At 35.5% G+C, this 13,232-nt stretch carries 15 protein-coding genes; all 15 read left to right on the top strand.

Annotation, left to right across the window (positions count from 1 at the left end; all coding sequences use genetic code 11):
• Nucleotides 1–19: 19 nt before the first annotated feature.
• Nucleotides 20–871, top strand: coding sequence for a bifunctional methylenetetrahydrofolate dehydrogenase/methenyltetrahydrofolate cyclohydrolase FolD (folD, locus tag CSUIS_RS04960; RefSeq protein ID WP_086297543.1), 852 nt, complete (start codon nucleotides 20–22; stop codon nucleotides 869–871).
• 3 nt (nucleotides 872–874) lie between these two features.
• On the top strand, nucleotides 875–1,708 hold the full coding sequence (gene lepB / locus CSUIS_RS04955; RefSeq protein WP_086297541.1) for a signal peptidase I: 834 nt from the start codon (nucleotides 875–877) through the stop codon (nucleotides 1,706–1,708).
• A gap of 58 nt (nucleotides 1,709–1,766) precedes the next feature.
• Nucleotides 1,767–2,216 (top strand): ribose 5-phosphate isomerase B, encoded by a 450-nt coding sequence (rpiB, locus tag CSUIS_RS04950; protein WP_086297539.1) that lies wholly within the window; start codon nucleotides 1,767–1,769, stop codon nucleotides 2,214–2,216.
• On the top strand, nucleotides 2,207–2,539 hold the full coding sequence (locus CSUIS_RS04945) for a hypothetical protein (RefSeq protein WP_086236567.1): 333 nt from the start codon (nucleotides 2,207–2,209) through the stop codon (nucleotides 2,537–2,539). The genes rpiB and CSUIS_RS04945 overlap by 10 nt, the downstream gene beginning before the upstream one ends.
• Before the next feature lie 22 nt (nucleotides 2,540–2,561).
• The gene (locus CSUIS_RS04940) at nucleotides 2,562–3,101 is read left to right on the top strand and encodes an adenine phosphoribosyltransferase (RefSeq protein ID WP_086297537.1); all 540 of its coding nucleotides are present in this window, start codon (nucleotides 2,562–2,564) and stop codon (nucleotides 3,099–3,101) included.
• A 3-nt stretch (nucleotides 3,102–3,104) separates the two neighbouring features.
• Nucleotides 3,105–3,710, top strand: a complete 606-nt coding sequence (locus CSUIS_RS04935; protein ID WP_086236569.1) for a DedA family protein — start codon at nucleotides 3,105–3,107, stop codon at nucleotides 3,708–3,710.
• Complete coding sequence (locus CSUIS_RS04930; protein WP_086236570.1) at nucleotides 3,700–5,172, top strand: leucyl aminopeptidase; 1,473 nt, start codon at nucleotides 3,700–3,702, stop codon at nucleotides 5,170–5,172. Before CSUIS_RS04935 ends, CSUIS_RS04930 begins: the two co-directional genes overlap by 11 nt.
• Nucleotides 5,172–6,275, top strand: coding sequence for a redox-regulated ATPase YchF (gene ychF / locus CSUIS_RS04925; RefSeq protein ID WP_086242062.1), 1,104 nt, complete (start codon nucleotides 5,172–5,174; stop codon nucleotides 6,273–6,275). Before CSUIS_RS04930 ends, ychF begins: the two co-directional genes overlap by 1 nt.
• A gap of 417 nt (nucleotides 6,276–6,692) precedes the next feature.
• Complete coding sequence (gene napA / locus CSUIS_RS04920; protein ID WP_086297535.1) at nucleotides 6,693–9,470, top strand: periplasmic nitrate reductase subunit alpha; 2,778 nt, start codon at nucleotides 6,693–6,695, stop codon at nucleotides 9,468–9,470.
• Between the two features lie 2 nt (nucleotides 9,471–9,472).
• The gene (napG, locus tag CSUIS_RS04915) at nucleotides 9,473–10,225 is read left to right on the top strand and encodes a ferredoxin-type protein NapG (RefSeq protein ID WP_086297533.1); all 753 of its coding nucleotides are present in this window, start codon (nucleotides 9,473–9,475) and stop codon (nucleotides 10,223–10,225) included.
• The gene (gene napH, locus CSUIS_RS04910) at nucleotides 10,222–11,007 is read left to right on the top strand and encodes a quinol dehydrogenase ferredoxin subunit NapH (protein WP_086297531.1); all 786 of its coding nucleotides are present in this window, start codon (nucleotides 10,222–10,224) and stop codon (nucleotides 11,005–11,007) included. Before napG ends, napH begins: the two co-directional genes overlap by 4 nt.
• Nucleotides 11,004–11,540, top strand: a complete 537-nt coding sequence (locus CSUIS_RS04905; protein WP_192940167.1) for a nitrate reductase cytochrome c-type subunit — start codon at nucleotides 11,004–11,006, stop codon at nucleotides 11,538–11,540. Before napH ends, CSUIS_RS04905 begins: the two co-directional genes overlap by 4 nt.
• Nucleotides 11,537–12,001, top strand: coding sequence for a 4Fe-4S dicluster domain-containing protein (locus CSUIS_RS04900; protein WP_086297529.1), 465 nt, complete (start codon nucleotides 11,537–11,539; stop codon nucleotides 11,999–12,001). The genes CSUIS_RS04905 and CSUIS_RS04900 overlap by 4 nt, the downstream gene beginning before the upstream one ends.
• Nucleotides 11,998–12,897: a WD40 repeat domain-containing protein gene (locus CSUIS_RS04895; protein WP_086297527.1), complete on the top strand. Its 900-nt coding sequence runs from the start codon at nucleotides 11,998–12,000 to the stop codon at nucleotides 12,895–12,897. Before CSUIS_RS04900 ends, CSUIS_RS04895 begins: the two co-directional genes overlap by 4 nt.
• On the top strand, nucleotides 12,894–13,232 hold the full coding sequence (locus tag CSUIS_RS04890) for a chaperone NapD (RefSeq protein ID WP_086297525.1): 339 nt from the start codon (nucleotides 12,894–12,896) through the stop codon (nucleotides 13,230–13,232). The genes CSUIS_RS04895 and CSUIS_RS04890 overlap by 4 nt, the downstream gene beginning before the upstream one ends.

The following is a 13,232-nucleotide window of genomic DNA, read 5'->3' as shown; positions in this document are numbered from 1 at the left end:
ATACATAAAAGGACTAAAAATGCAGATAATTGATGGCAAAGAGATAAGCAATAGAGTAAAGCAAAGGGTAAAAGATGAAGCCTTAGCCCTAAAAAGCAAAGGAATTACGCCAACCTTAGCAGTTGTACTAGTAGGCGATGATAAGGCTAGTCAGACATATGTAGCTAGTAAAGAGAAAGCAACAATCGCTTGTGATATGGGCTCAGTGGCTCATAAATTACCTGCATCAACTACTCAAAGTGAGCTTTTGGCTTTAATAGAGCTATTAAATGCTGATGATAGCATAGATGGAATTTTAGTCCAATTACCACTTCCAAAGCATATAGATACAAATTCAATTCTTGAAGCGATTGATCCAAATAAAGATGTAGATGGATTTCATGCTATAAATGTAGGCAAGCTAAATAGCGGTCTTGATGGATTTGTGCCTTGTACCCCACTTGGGATAATGGAGCTTTTAAAAGCCTATAATATCGAAGTAAGCGGTAAAAATGCTGTGGTTATAGGAAGGAGCAATATAGTAGGCAAACCAATGGCGGCACTACTGCTAAATGCTGGGGCTACTGTTACTATAGCTCACTCTAAAACAAAAGATTTAGCAAAAGTTTGCCAAAATGCTGATATAGTAGTGGTGGCTGTGGGTAAGCCAAATTTCTTAAAGGCTGATATGATAAGAGATGGAGCTATAGTCATTGATGTAGGGATAAATCGCTTAGATAGTGGAAAGTTAGTTGGTGATTGTGATTATGAGAGCGTAGCCCCAAAATGCTCTATGATAACTCCTGTGCCAGGTGGAGTGGGGCCTATGACAATTGCAATGCTGCTTAGCAATACGCTAAAATCTGCTAAAAATAGAAAATTAAAAGGTTAAGCTTTGAGAATAATTTTTTCTAAATTCTATGATTTTTGTAGTAGTTGGACGGGGACTATAATTATAGTTTTGTTTATCATATTTTTTATAGCTCAAGCCTTTGTAATACCTAGTGGCTCTATGAAAAATACTCTTTTAGTTGGAGATTATCTCTTTGTTAAAAAATACTCATATGGAATTCCCACACCACATATTCCATTTATAGAAATTCCAGTGCTTCCTGATAGCGATGGCGATGGTCATTTGATAGCTAGTGATGGGCCAAAGCGTGGAGATATAGTGGTTTTTCGCTATCCAAAAGATCCTAAAATTCACTATGTAAAGCGTAATTTTGCCACTGGGCTTGATGAGGTGATATTCGCTCCTGGGGCTATGTATCTGCGCCCAAGCGGTGGAGATGATGAGATAGCAAGGGAATTTAAAGATGCTAATATCGTGATTTTAAGCGGAAAGAAATTTATAAAAGAGCCATATAAGATGGCTGGAATTCACTATGATAATAACACTGATAAAGATAATTATGGTGGGTTAAGAGCTGATACATTCACAATTGCTGGTATGGTGGATTTTGCTATGAGCGAGATTATGGTGCCAGAGCTACCTAGAATTGGTGGGTTAGATTTTAATGCATACTACTTTAGAGTGCCACAAAATGAGTATTTTATGGTAGGCGATAATAGAGAAAATAGCAGTGATAGTAGGTTTTGGGGATCAGTGCCTTATAAATATATAGTTGGGACGCCGTGGTTTGTATATTTAAGCTATGATGAAAACTACAAAATCCGATGGGATCGCATAGGACGCTTAGCAAGTAGTTTAGAGGATATGGCAAAATAGTTAAATTTATATCATTTAATATGATATAATCAAAGAATTTTAATTAAAGTAGGTTTAGATGAATATTTCTAAGGTTTATATAGCTAGTGATCACGCTGGATATGAAGCAAAAATGCAGACAAAAAATATATTAGAAAGTATGGGATTATCTGTAGTTGATCTAGGCACCAATAGTGCTAGTAGTAGTGTTGATTATCCAGATTTTGCTACCTTGGTAGCTAGTAGCATTAAAAGTAGCGATGAATTTGGCGTACTAATATGCGGTAGTGGAATTGGTATCTCTATAGCTGCAAATCGCTTTTCTCATATACGATGCGCATTAAGCCATAATGCCACAGTAGCAAGACTATCAAGAGAGCATAATGATGCAAATGTATTATGCTTTGGTGCTAGGGTGGTTGGTAGTGATGTTATTAAAGATATGGTGGAGGTGTTTTTTGCTACTGAATTTATTGGTGGTAGGCATCAAAGACGAGTTGAAAAGCTAGGAGCGTGTCAATGTTTTTAGATTGGATTTTTTATACATTTTTTATCTGTTGTAGTGTATATTTGATTGTTATGGTATTTTACTATAAAACTTTGCTTAAAAAAGAGCGTTCTATGCGTGATTTTGTCAAAAATAATTTAGATGATACTGAGATAATCATTCGCAAACTCCAAGTTCAACTCCAAAGAAGTCTTGGAAATATAGATATATTAACCGATGAATTAAATAAAATTAAAGGCGATGTTACTGGTCTTAGGACTAGAAATTCACAATATAGAATTGAAAATGATAAATTAAGGGCTAGAATAAAAGAGCTTGAAGGCAAGATTGAAGCGCTACTATAGATTAAATTTAATAAGGAAAAGTATGGATAGTTTATCGCAAGAGCAAAAAGAGTATTTAAAATCAACCATTAGAAAGATCGCTGATTTTCCAAAGCCTGGAGTGTTATTTAGCGATATTACTACGCTTTTAGGGAACGCAAAGGCGTTTAATCTTTTGATGGAGCATCTCTATCAAAGATATAAAGATAGAAATTTGGATTATGTTGTAGGGATTGATAGCCGTGGATTTATCTTTGGTGCTGCTTTGGCTGATAGACTTGGGGTTGGATTTGTCCCTGCTAGAAAATCAGGTAAGCTCCCATATACCACTATTTCGCAAGAGTATTTGCTAGAGTATGGATCTAGTAAGCTTGAGATGCATATTGATGCTTTTAAGCCAGGGGCAAATGTGTTATTAGTAGATGATGTAATCGCCACCGGCGGCACGGCTAAGGCAGCTTGTGAGCTGATATTAAAGCTTGGGGCAAATTTAGTTGAGATGGCTTTTGTGATTGATATTGGGATTGGTGGATTAAAAGAGCTTAAGGGTTATGCGCCAATTTATGTAGCATTAGAGGATTAGAGTATGGAAGAGTTTTTAAAAAATCTACTATATGAGTATAAAAATTTTGCATATCTTATAATATTTTTATGGTGTATTGCTGAAGGGGAGTTGGCTCTTATTTTGGGTGGTATATTTGCTCATGAGGGGCATGTGAATTTAGCTCTTATCATATTTGTAGCTGGGCTAGGAGGCTTTGTAGGGGATCAAATCTACTTCTATATTGGTCGTTATAATAAAAAATATATCCAAAGAAAATTAGTCAAACAAAGGCGTAAATTTGCAGTGGCTCATCTACTACTTCAGAAATTTGGCTGGCCGATAATCTTTATTCAAAGATATATGTATGGATTTCGCACTATTATACCAATGAGTATAGGAATTACTAGATATAGTGCTAAAAAATTTGCTTTTATAAATTTAATTAGTGCTTGGGTTTGGGCGGCCATTACCATACTTTTGGCGTGGCATTTTGGTCAGCTTATATGGGCTGGTATAGAGTGGGCGGAGTCTCATTGGTATTTTGCCGTGCCGATTATAGGTGGGTTTTTGGCCATTTTGTTTTTTGGTTTAAAATATATGGAAAAAAGAATATTAAATGAAAGGAAAAATAGACTAAATGTTTGTTGAATTAGTAGATAAAAAATTAGTCGATATTCAGGCTGATTATGAGGTGATTTTTATTGTTGATAAGAATTTAAGCCATAGATTTGTAGGTGATTTGGGTGAGTTTGATTTTTACTCTTATAAGGGTGATGGCGTTTTAAATTTGCCTAATAAAAGACGAATTTATGTAGGTGTTAAAAATCTTGATTTAAACTCTCTTAGGCTAGCAAGTGCTAAGGCATTTAACGCTATTAAAGAGTTAAATATCAAAAGTGTAAAAATTGCTAGTTATGTTGGTGAGTGCGTTAAGATGAGCTTTGAGGCTATTGCTGAAGGGTTTTTACTAGCTAATTATAAATTTGATCGTTATAAAAGCGAAAAAAAAGATAGCAAAATAGAGAAAATTCTAATCTCAACTGAGGATTACAATAGCAAAAAAATCGCTATAGATGAAGCACAAATTGGCATTGATCATGCTCATATCATAGCTGAAGCTGTCAATTACTCAAGAGATATTGTAAATGAAATTCCAGAGATTTATACACCGCAAAAGATGGCTGAAGATGCTAAAAATCTAAGCCTAAGCTACGCTAATATAGAGTGCGTTATACATGATGAAAACTACTTAAAAAGCCAAAATATGAACGCCTTTTTAGCTGTTAATAGAGCCTCTATCCACCCGCCACGCCTAATCCATCTAAAATATACGCCAAAGCAACAAAGTATTAAAAGAGTTGTATTTGTCGGTAAAGGCCTTACATATGATAGTGGTGGATTAAGCTTAAAACCAGCTGATTATATGCTAACTATGAAGAGCGATAAAAGTGGCGCAGCGGCTGCGATGGGTATTATAATGGGTGCGGCTAAGATGGAGTTGCCATTTGAAATTCACGCAGTTTTGGGGGCTACTGAGAATATGATTGGTGGAAATGCCTATAAGCCTGATGATGTGCTAATTACTAGAAGTGGGGTAAGTGTTGAGGTTAAAAATACAGATGCGGAGGGTAGATTAGTTTTAGCTGATTGCTTGGATTGGGCGCAAAGTGAGCTTGACCCAGAGCTTCTTATCGATATGGCGACACTTACTGGTGCTTGTGTTGTAGGTCTTGGAGAATATACAAGTGGAGTTATGGGCAATAGCTATGAATTACAAAGTGAGTTTAAAAATTATGCTAGTAGAAGTGGCGAGTATTTGACTATTTTGGAATTTAATGAAGAGCTAAAAGAGCTGATTAAAAGCGATATAGCTGATATTTCAAACACCTCTTCAAGTAGATATGGTGGGGCTATTACGGCTGGTATATTTTTAGATAAATTTATAAAAGATGAGTATAAACATAGGTGGCTTCATCTTGATATTGCCGGACCTGCTTATGTGAATAAGGCTTGGGGTTACAATCCATCTGGGGCAAGTGGCGCTGGAGTTAGAGCGTGTTTATACTACTTACAAAAACTAGCTAGAAATTATCAAAAAGGTGAGAAATAATGGGCTTATCAGTAGGTATTGTAGGTTTGCCAAATGTAGGTAAATCTACTACATTTAACGCACTTACAAAGGCTAGTAATGCTGAGGCCGCTAACTATCCATTTTGCACGATTGAGCCAAATAAAGCTATAGTCCCAGTCCCAGATCCTAGACTTGATGAGTTAGCTAAGATTGTCAAACCAAATAAAATTCAGCACTCTGTGATTGAATTTGTCGATATAGCAGGTCTTGTAAAGGGTGCTAGTAAGGGTGAAGGTCTTGGGAATAAATTTCTTTCAAATATTAGAGAGACTGAGGTGATTTTACACATTGTAAGGTGCTTTGATGATTCTAATGTTACCCATGTAGAAAATAGCGTAGATCCAATTAGAGATATTGAGATTATAGAAACAGAGCTTATTTTAGCTGATATAGAGCAACTTGCTAAAAAGATAGATAGATTAACTAAAGAAGCTAAGGCAAATGTAAAAGGGGCTAAAGAGAGTCTAGAGTGCGCTAAAGCTTTAGCTACTCATCTTGATAGCGGTAAGAGTGCGGCTACTTTTAGTGAGTTTCATAGCGATGTTTTTACCGCTTTAAATAAAGAGCTTAGACTTCTTTCAGCCAAAGAGGTAATATATGGTGCTAATGTGAATGAAGATGAGATCTCAATCGATAATGAGTATGTAAAAAGTGTAAAAGAGTATGCCAAAGAGCGTGGAGCTGAAGTTATCAAGCTTTGTGCGAAGATAGAAGAGGAGCTAATAGGGCTTGATGATGATGAAGCCAAAGAGATGCTAGAGAGCTTAGGAGTAAATGAGAGTGGGCTAGAGAGTATTATACGAACGGCATTTGCGAAGCTTGGGCTTATTAGTTATTTTACAGCTGGAGTTGTAGAAGTAAGGGCTTGGACAATCTCTAAAGGGTGGAAAGCTCCAAAGGCAGCTAGTGTAATTCATAATGATTTTGAGCGTGGATTTATCAGAGCTGAGATAATTAGCTATGATGATTATATCGCTTGTGGTGGTGAAGCTAAGGCTAAAGAAGCTGGTAAGATGAGATTAGAAGGTAAGGATTATATCGTAAATGATGGCGATGTAATCCACTTTAGATTTAATGTATAACTCTATTTATCCTAAATTTGAAATGAATTTGGGATAATTCTTATATAAATAAGAAATATTAAACTAAATTTAAAAAATCATTTTATAAATATTATAAATTAATCAATTTTTGTTTATATCTATATAAAAACTATTTATTTTAATAAATATAATTTTTTAATTTTAATCAATATATATGATAATAAATATCAAATATATTTTAGGATAAAAATTATTAAATTTAAATTTATATAGATTAAATAGTGATTTTATCATATTATTTTAAATTCTATTAAAAAGATATTAAGAGTATTAAACTCTAAATTTCCCTAAAATCTATAATATAAATAATAATATAAATAAAATAAATTTAAGTCGCAAAATATGAATAAATGTATATAATAACGCCAATTCTACATTATTTCAGAAAGGTTAGATATGGATAGACGAGATTTTATTAAGAGCTCAGCCATTGCGGCTGCTTGTTCGGCTGCTGGTCTTAGTGCGCCTAGCTCATTAGGTGCTGCTAATAAAGATCAAAATTGGCGTTGGGATAAATCAGTGTGTAGATTTTGCGGTACTGGTTGTGGTATTGTTGTTGCTACTAAAGATGGCAAGATAGTTGCTGTAAAAGGTGATCCGCTAGCTCCAGTAAATCGTGGTCTAAACTGCATTAAAGGCTATTTTAATGCTAAGATTATGTATGGCGAAGATAGGATTACTAAGCCACTTTTAAGGGTTAATTCTAATGGCGAATTTGACAAAAAGGGTAAATTTGTCGAAGTTAGCTGGAAGCGTGCATTTGATGAGATGGAAAAACAATTTAAAAAAGCTTATAACGAGCTTGGACCAACTGGTATTGGTGTATTTGGCTCAGGTCAATATACTGTTCAAGAGGGTTATTCGGCTGTTAAGCTAATCAAAGGTGGTTTCCGCTCAAACAATATTGACCCAAATGCTAGACATTGTATGGCTAGTGCGGTTGTGGGCTTTATGCAAACTTTTGGTATAGATGAGCCAGCTGGATGCTATGATGATATAGAGCTAACTGATACAGTGGTTTGCTGGGGTGCTAATATGGCAGAGATGCACCCAGTTTTATGGGCTAGAGTAAGTGATAGAAAACTTCAAAATCCAAATAATGTAAAAATTATTAATCTATCTACATTTTCAAATAGAACATCAAATATTGCTGATATGGAGATTGTCTTTAGACCTCAAACAGACTTAGCTATATGGAACTATATTGCTAGAGAGATTGTATATAATCATCCAGAAGCAATTGATGAAAAATTTGTAAAAGAGCACTGCGTATTTACAACTGGTCCAGCTGATATCGGTTATGGTATGAGAGCAAATATTAATCATCCTAAATATCTACCAAGTGAGCTAGATACTGCTGCAAAAGAGAAATCAAAAGTATTAACCGAAGCTGAAGGCGTAACACTAGCATATCTAGGAATGAAAGCTGGAGATACAATGGAGCATAAACACACAGCCGCTCCAGATGCTCACTGGCAAATTTCATTTGATGAGTTTAAAAAAGCCTTAGCTCCTTATACGCTTGATTTTGTCGCAAAATTAGCTAAGGGCGATGATAATGAAGATTTAGAAGAATTTAAAACAAAACTTCAAACTCTAGCAAACTACTATATAGATAAAAAACGCAAAGTAGTGAGCTTTTGGACGATGGGTATGAATCAACATACTCGTGGTACATGGGTAAATGAGCAAAGCTATATGGTGCATTTCTTACTAGGCAAACAGGCTAAACCAGGTAGTGGAGCATTCTCGCTAACAGGTCAGCCAAGTGCTTGTGGTACAGCTAGAGAGGTTGGAACATTCTCACATCGCTTACCAGCAGATATGGTGGTTGCAAACCCTAAACATAGAGAGATTACAGAGAAAATTTGGAAACTTCCAGCTAAAACTCTAAATCCAAAACCAGGCGCTCCATATATGAAAATTATGCGTGATCTTGAAGATGGCAAGATTAAATTTATATGGGTACAAGTAAATAACCCATGGCATAATACAGCAAATGCTAATCACTGGATTAAAGCAGCGCGTGATATGGATAACTTCATAGTAGTAAGCGACCCATACCCTGGCATTAGTGCTAAAGTAGCTGATCTTATCTTGCCAACAGCTATGATTTATGAAAAATGGGGAGCTTATGGTAATGCTGAGCGTAGAACTCAACACTGGAGACAACAAGTCCTTCCAGTAGGCGAGGCTATGAGCGATACATGGCAGATGATGGAATTTAGCAAACGCTTTAAACTAAAAGAGGTTTGGGGTGAGAAAAAAGTAGATGATAAGCTAACTCTACCAAGCGTTTTAGATGAGGCTGCTAAATTTGGCTATACTCCAGAATCAACTTTATATGATGTATTATTTGCTAATGCTGAGGCTAAATCATTTAGTGCTAATGATGCTATTATAGATGGTTTTGATAATACTGAAGTATTTGGTGATAGTAGAAATGTAGTTGGTAGCGATGGTGAAGTATTTAAAGGCTATGGCTTCTTTGTTCAAAAATATCTTTGGGAAGAGTATCGTAAATTTGGTGTAGGTCATGGTCACGACCTAGCAGATTTTGATACATATCATAAGGTAAGAGGATTAAGATGGCCAGTTGTAGATGGTAAAGAGACACAATGGAGATTTAATACCAAATATGATGTATATGCTAAAAAAGCAGCTCCAAATAGCGACTTTGCATTCTATGGCAACGCAGGTGCGGCTTTGCCAAGCGGGAATTTAGTTAAAGTTACTAATCAAGAAAAAACATCTATCAAAAATAGAGCTAAAATATTCTTTAGACCATTTATGGATGCCCCAGAAACTCCAAGCAAAGAGTATCCACTATGGCTATGTACTGGTAGGGTGCTAGAGCACTGGCATAGTGGCACTATGACTATGCGTGTTCCTGAGTTATACCGTGCTGTTCCAGAGGCACTTTGCTATATGAATGAAGAAGATGGTAAAAAAATTGGCGTAGCTCAAAACGATGTTGTATGGGTAGAGAGTCGCCGTGGTAAAGTAAAAGCTAGAGTGGATTTCCGTGGTAGGAATAAACCACCAGTAGGTCTAGTATATGTGCCATGGTTTGATGAGAATGTGTATATTAATAAAGTTTGTCTAGATGCTACTTGTCCATTGTCTAAACAGACAGACTTTAAAAAATGTGCTGTAAAAGTTTATAAGGCGTAAAAATGCAAAGGCGAGATGCTATAAAGACGGGTTTTAGTTTAGTTGGACTTTTGGCTGCAAGCTCTTTTGTGTATAAAGAGTATGCAAATGCTAAGCCTGTGCTTAAACTGCGTCCGCCTGCAGCTTTAGATGAAGATGAGTTTTTAACTCGTTGCATTAGATGCGGGCTGTGCGTTGAGGCGTGTCCTTTTGATACACTGAAATTAGCTGAATTTAAAGATAGCGGAGTTGGAATTGGAACTCCATTTTTTACCCCAAGAGATATACCTTGCTTTATGTGCGAGGATATTCCTTGTGTGGTTGAGTGCCCAACTGAGGCACTAGATCCAAAGCTAGTTACAAAAGATGGAGCTTTAGATATTAATATGGCTAAAATGGGCGTGGCAGTTGTCGATGAGAAAAACTGTGTGGCGTATTTTGGAATTCAGTGTGATGCGTGTTATCGTGCGTGTCCGTTAATAGATAAGGCTTTATTGATAGATTATAAACGCAATGAAAGGACAGGCAAACACGCTTTTTTACTACCAATAGTAAATAGCGATTACTGCACTGGATGCGGTAAGTGTGAAATAGCTTGTATAACAGATAAAGCCGCTATAACCGTGCTTCCAAGAGATATGGTTATTGGTAAAGTTGGCAATAACTATGTAAAAGGCTGGGTAGAAGGTGATGATGCAAAGCTAAAAGATGCAGATACTAAAATGCATCTAGATAGCAAAAAGGGCATGAAATATCTAAACGGAGATGAGCTATGAAATTCACAATTGCTAGAAGAGTAGTTCAATTAGCCATTTTAGGATTATTTATAGCTGGTAATATATATGGCGTTAATATCCTAAAGGGAAATTTAAGTAGCTCAGAGCTGTTTGGTGTAATAGGTCTTAGCGATCCATATGCATTGCTTCAGCTATTTTTGGCTGGATTTAGTGTAGGTAGTGCTAGTGTGATTGGAGCTTTGATTGTGGTTATTTTCTACGCTTTTATAGCACCTAGGGCGTTTTGCTCTTGGGTTTGTCCTATTAATATCTTAACAGACCTTGGTGCGTATATAAGGACAAAGCTAAAAATAGGCAAAAATATCATTAATATAAGCTCAAATTCGAGATATTATCTATTTGCGCTTAGCTTGATATTTAGCTTTACTTTTGGTATAGCAGCCTTTGAGAGTGTAAGCTATATTGGTGCTTTTACTAGGGGTGTTGTCTATCTTAGTGGTTCAGCAATTAGTATAGCTATTATAATCATCTGTATAGAGGCCTTTTTAGGCAAGCGTTTGATATGTGGCCATCTATGTCCTTTGGGGGCTTTTTGGGCGTTGATTAGTAGATATAGCTTAATACGCATATATCATAATAGCAAAAATTGCACCCATTGTAATAAGTGTAAAGCCGTTTGTCCTGAGATACAAGTTTTAGACATAATAGGCAAAGAGAGTAAAAATATAAGAAGCGAGTGTATAAGTTGTGGGCGTTGTGTTGAGGCTTGCAATGATGATGCACTTAATTTTAGCATATTAAAATTTAGGAGAGAAGAATGAAAAAGGGTTTGCAAAATATTTTACTTAGTGCGACTGCGGCACTAGTTTTAGCAGCTTGTAATCTAAGCACCGCACAAAACTCAGCAGTAGAAGATACACAAATTGGTCTTAGAAATGTAGAGCTTAAAGATGAAGCAAATGTAAAAAATCCATTGATTACTTGGAAGGGTGATTTGCCAGGTAGTAATGAGGTATTTGAAAGAAGCTATGAGAATGCTCCACCGCTTATTCCACATAGCTTAGATGGTTTATTACCTATTACTTTAGAATCAAATATGTGTTTGACTTGTCATACTATAGAGGTAGCTAAAGAGATGGGGACTATCCCAGCTCCACAAAGCCACTATATGTATCTATCAACTGGCAAAAAGACAAAAGAGATAAATACAGAGAGATTTAACTGCGTCCAATGCCATGTCCCTCAAGCAAATGCTGAACCGCTAGTGAAAAATAACTTTAAGGCTGACTTTAGAAACACAGAGAGCAATAGAACATCTAATCTTGTTGATGTTTTAAATCAAGGTATTAAATGATAGATAGGCAAAATCTCTTTGCTAAATTTAGGCAAAGAGAGCCTAGAATAATCCCGCCACCATACTTTAGTGGTGAATTTGACTGCGTAGATTGCCACTATCCTTGTGTTAGTAGTTGCCATAGAGAACTTCTTGAGTTTGATGGTGGTAGGGTTAAATTTATCCCTGATAAGCTTGGTTGTGATTTTTGTAAAGAGTGTGCTGTGGCGTGTGAGTCTGCTGGTAAGAGTGTTTTAAATTTAAGTAATCCTGCGGTGGTTAATGCTAATGTGCAGATAAATAGTGCTACTTGTCTAGCGTGGAATGAGGTTATATGCTACAACTGCTTGGATATTTGTAAATTTAGGGCAATTGAGTATCTAGGTATGTTTAGACCTACTATTAATGATAAGTGTGTAGGGTGTAGTGAGTGCGTAAGCGTGTGTGTAAATAACTCTGTTATTGTAAAGGGAAATTTATGAGATTTTTTGTAGTTTTATTTATGAGTATTGCATTTTTGTGGGCTGATTTTGAGCTGAAATTACCTGCAAATTCTGTAAGTATAAAGCTTGATAATAATAGCTTGTTAATAGGGCTTGATAATGGCGAATTATATAATTATGATATAAAAAGCAAAGAGTTAAATAAGATAATAGATCTACCAAAATTCTCAAATTATTTTGATAATGATGTCGCTCCAAAGATTTTTAGTATTGATAAATTGGGCGATATTATAGCGATTTTATATGAGAGTGATAATGGTGCTAAATCCCTTGGGATTATACAAAATGGAAATTTAAAAAGCTTTAAAATGCCAACTGATGGGGTAAAAAAGATATTTTTGCTAGATAGTAATCATATAATATTTGTAACTTTAAGTAGCGAAGTGGAGTATTATGATTTTAAAGATGGTAAGGTTGTTTTTAATACCAAGCTTAGCACATCTAGCACAGGGGACGCAGCTTATGATAGAAAAAGTGGAATTTTAGTTACTGGGATTGAAGGCGGTGTGATTTTTTATTTTGATACTAAGCTTAAAAAACTTATAAAGCAGATAAACGCTCAAAAAGATACGATTTATAGCGTAGGATTAAATGAAAAGCTATTAATAAGTGGCTCAGCAGATAAAAAAGCATATTTTAATAATGGCTCAAAAGAGTTTTATTATGATGCTAAATTTTTAGTATATTGCGTAGGTGTAAATAGCAATAATGCCGCATTTAGCACAGAAAATATGATAAAAATTATAGATAAAAGTGGTAAGATAGTAAAAGATATTGAGTATAATGGTGCTTCACTAAATAATCTAATATTTAGTAGTGAGTATTTAATCGGCTCAAGCTATGATAATAAGATATATTTTTGGAGTGTGGAATGAATAATATCTCAAGTGTGGTTATAAATTTGATGAGTGCTGAAATTTGTGATAAAGTAGCTAGCGAGGTGGCTAAAATTTCAAATTGCGAAATAGCTGTTAAAGAGGGCGATAAGATAGTAGCTTTGATAGAGAGTGATAATTTAGATAGTGAGTTAGCTGCGTTTAGAGCTTTAGAGAGTATAGATGGGGTAAGCAGTGTAGCAATGATATATAGCTATCAAGATTTAGATAGCGACATCTCTAAAATCAACTCAAATGATATAGGCGAGATCGTCCGTAAAATAGATAAAATGGATCCTAAAGATATAAAATATAATGGCAATCCAAATATATAA

Origin of the sequence: Campylobacter porcelli, assembly GCF_002139855.1 — a bacterium.
GTDB lineage: Bacteria > Campylobacterota > Campylobacteria > Campylobacterales > Campylobacteraceae > Campylobacter > Campylobacter porcelli.
This window is presented reverse-complemented; position numbering and strand designations above follow the sequence as displayed.

Coding starts and splice junctions, on each gene's coding strand:
- folD (WP_086297543.1), top strand. CDS start 20: ATGCAGATAATTGATGGCAAAGAGATAAGCAATAGAGTAAAGCAAAGG.
- rpiB (WP_086297539.1), top strand. CDS start 1,767: ATGAATATTTCTAAGGTTTATATAGCTAGTGATCACGCTGGATATGAA.
- CSUIS_RS04945 (WP_086236567.1), top strand. CDS start 2,207: ATGTTTTTAGATTGGATTTTTTATACATTTTTTATCTGTTGTAGTGTA.
- CSUIS_RS04940 (WP_086297537.1), top strand. CDS start 2,562: ATGGATAGTTTATCGCAAGAGCAAAAAGAGTATTTAAAATCAACCATT.
- CSUIS_RS04935 (WP_086236569.1), top strand. CDS start 3,105: ATGGAAGAGTTTTTAAAAAATCTACTATATGAGTATAAAAATTTTGCA.
- CSUIS_RS04930 (WP_086236570.1), top strand. CDS start 3,700: ATGTTTGTTGAATTAGTAGATAAAAAATTAGTCGATATTCAGGCTGAT.
- ychF (WP_086242062.1), top strand. CDS start 5,172: ATGGGCTTATCAGTAGGTATTGTAGGTTTGCCAAATGTAGGTAAATCT.
- napA (WP_086297535.1), top strand. CDS start 6,693: ATGGATAGACGAGATTTTATTAAGAGCTCAGCCATTGCGGCTGCTTGT.
- napG (WP_086297533.1), top strand. CDS start 9,473: ATGCAAAGGCGAGATGCTATAAAGACGGGTTTTAGTTTAGTTGGACTT.
- napH (WP_086297531.1), top strand. CDS start 10,222: ATGAAATTCACAATTGCTAGAAGAGTAGTTCAATTAGCCATTTTAGGA.
- CSUIS_RS04905 (WP_192940167.1), top strand. CDS start 11,004: ATGAAAAAGGGTTTGCAAAATATTTTACTTAGTGCGACTGCGGCACTA.
- CSUIS_RS04900 (WP_086297529.1), top strand. CDS start 11,537: ATGATAGATAGGCAAAATCTCTTTGCTAAATTTAGGCAAAGAGAGCCT.
- CSUIS_RS04895 (WP_086297527.1), top strand. CDS start 11,998: ATGAGATTTTTTGTAGTTTTATTTATGAGTATTGCATTTTTGTGGGCT.
- CSUIS_RS04890 (WP_086297525.1), top strand. CDS start 12,894: ATGAATAATATCTCAAGTGTGGTTATAAATTTGATGAGTGCTGAAATT.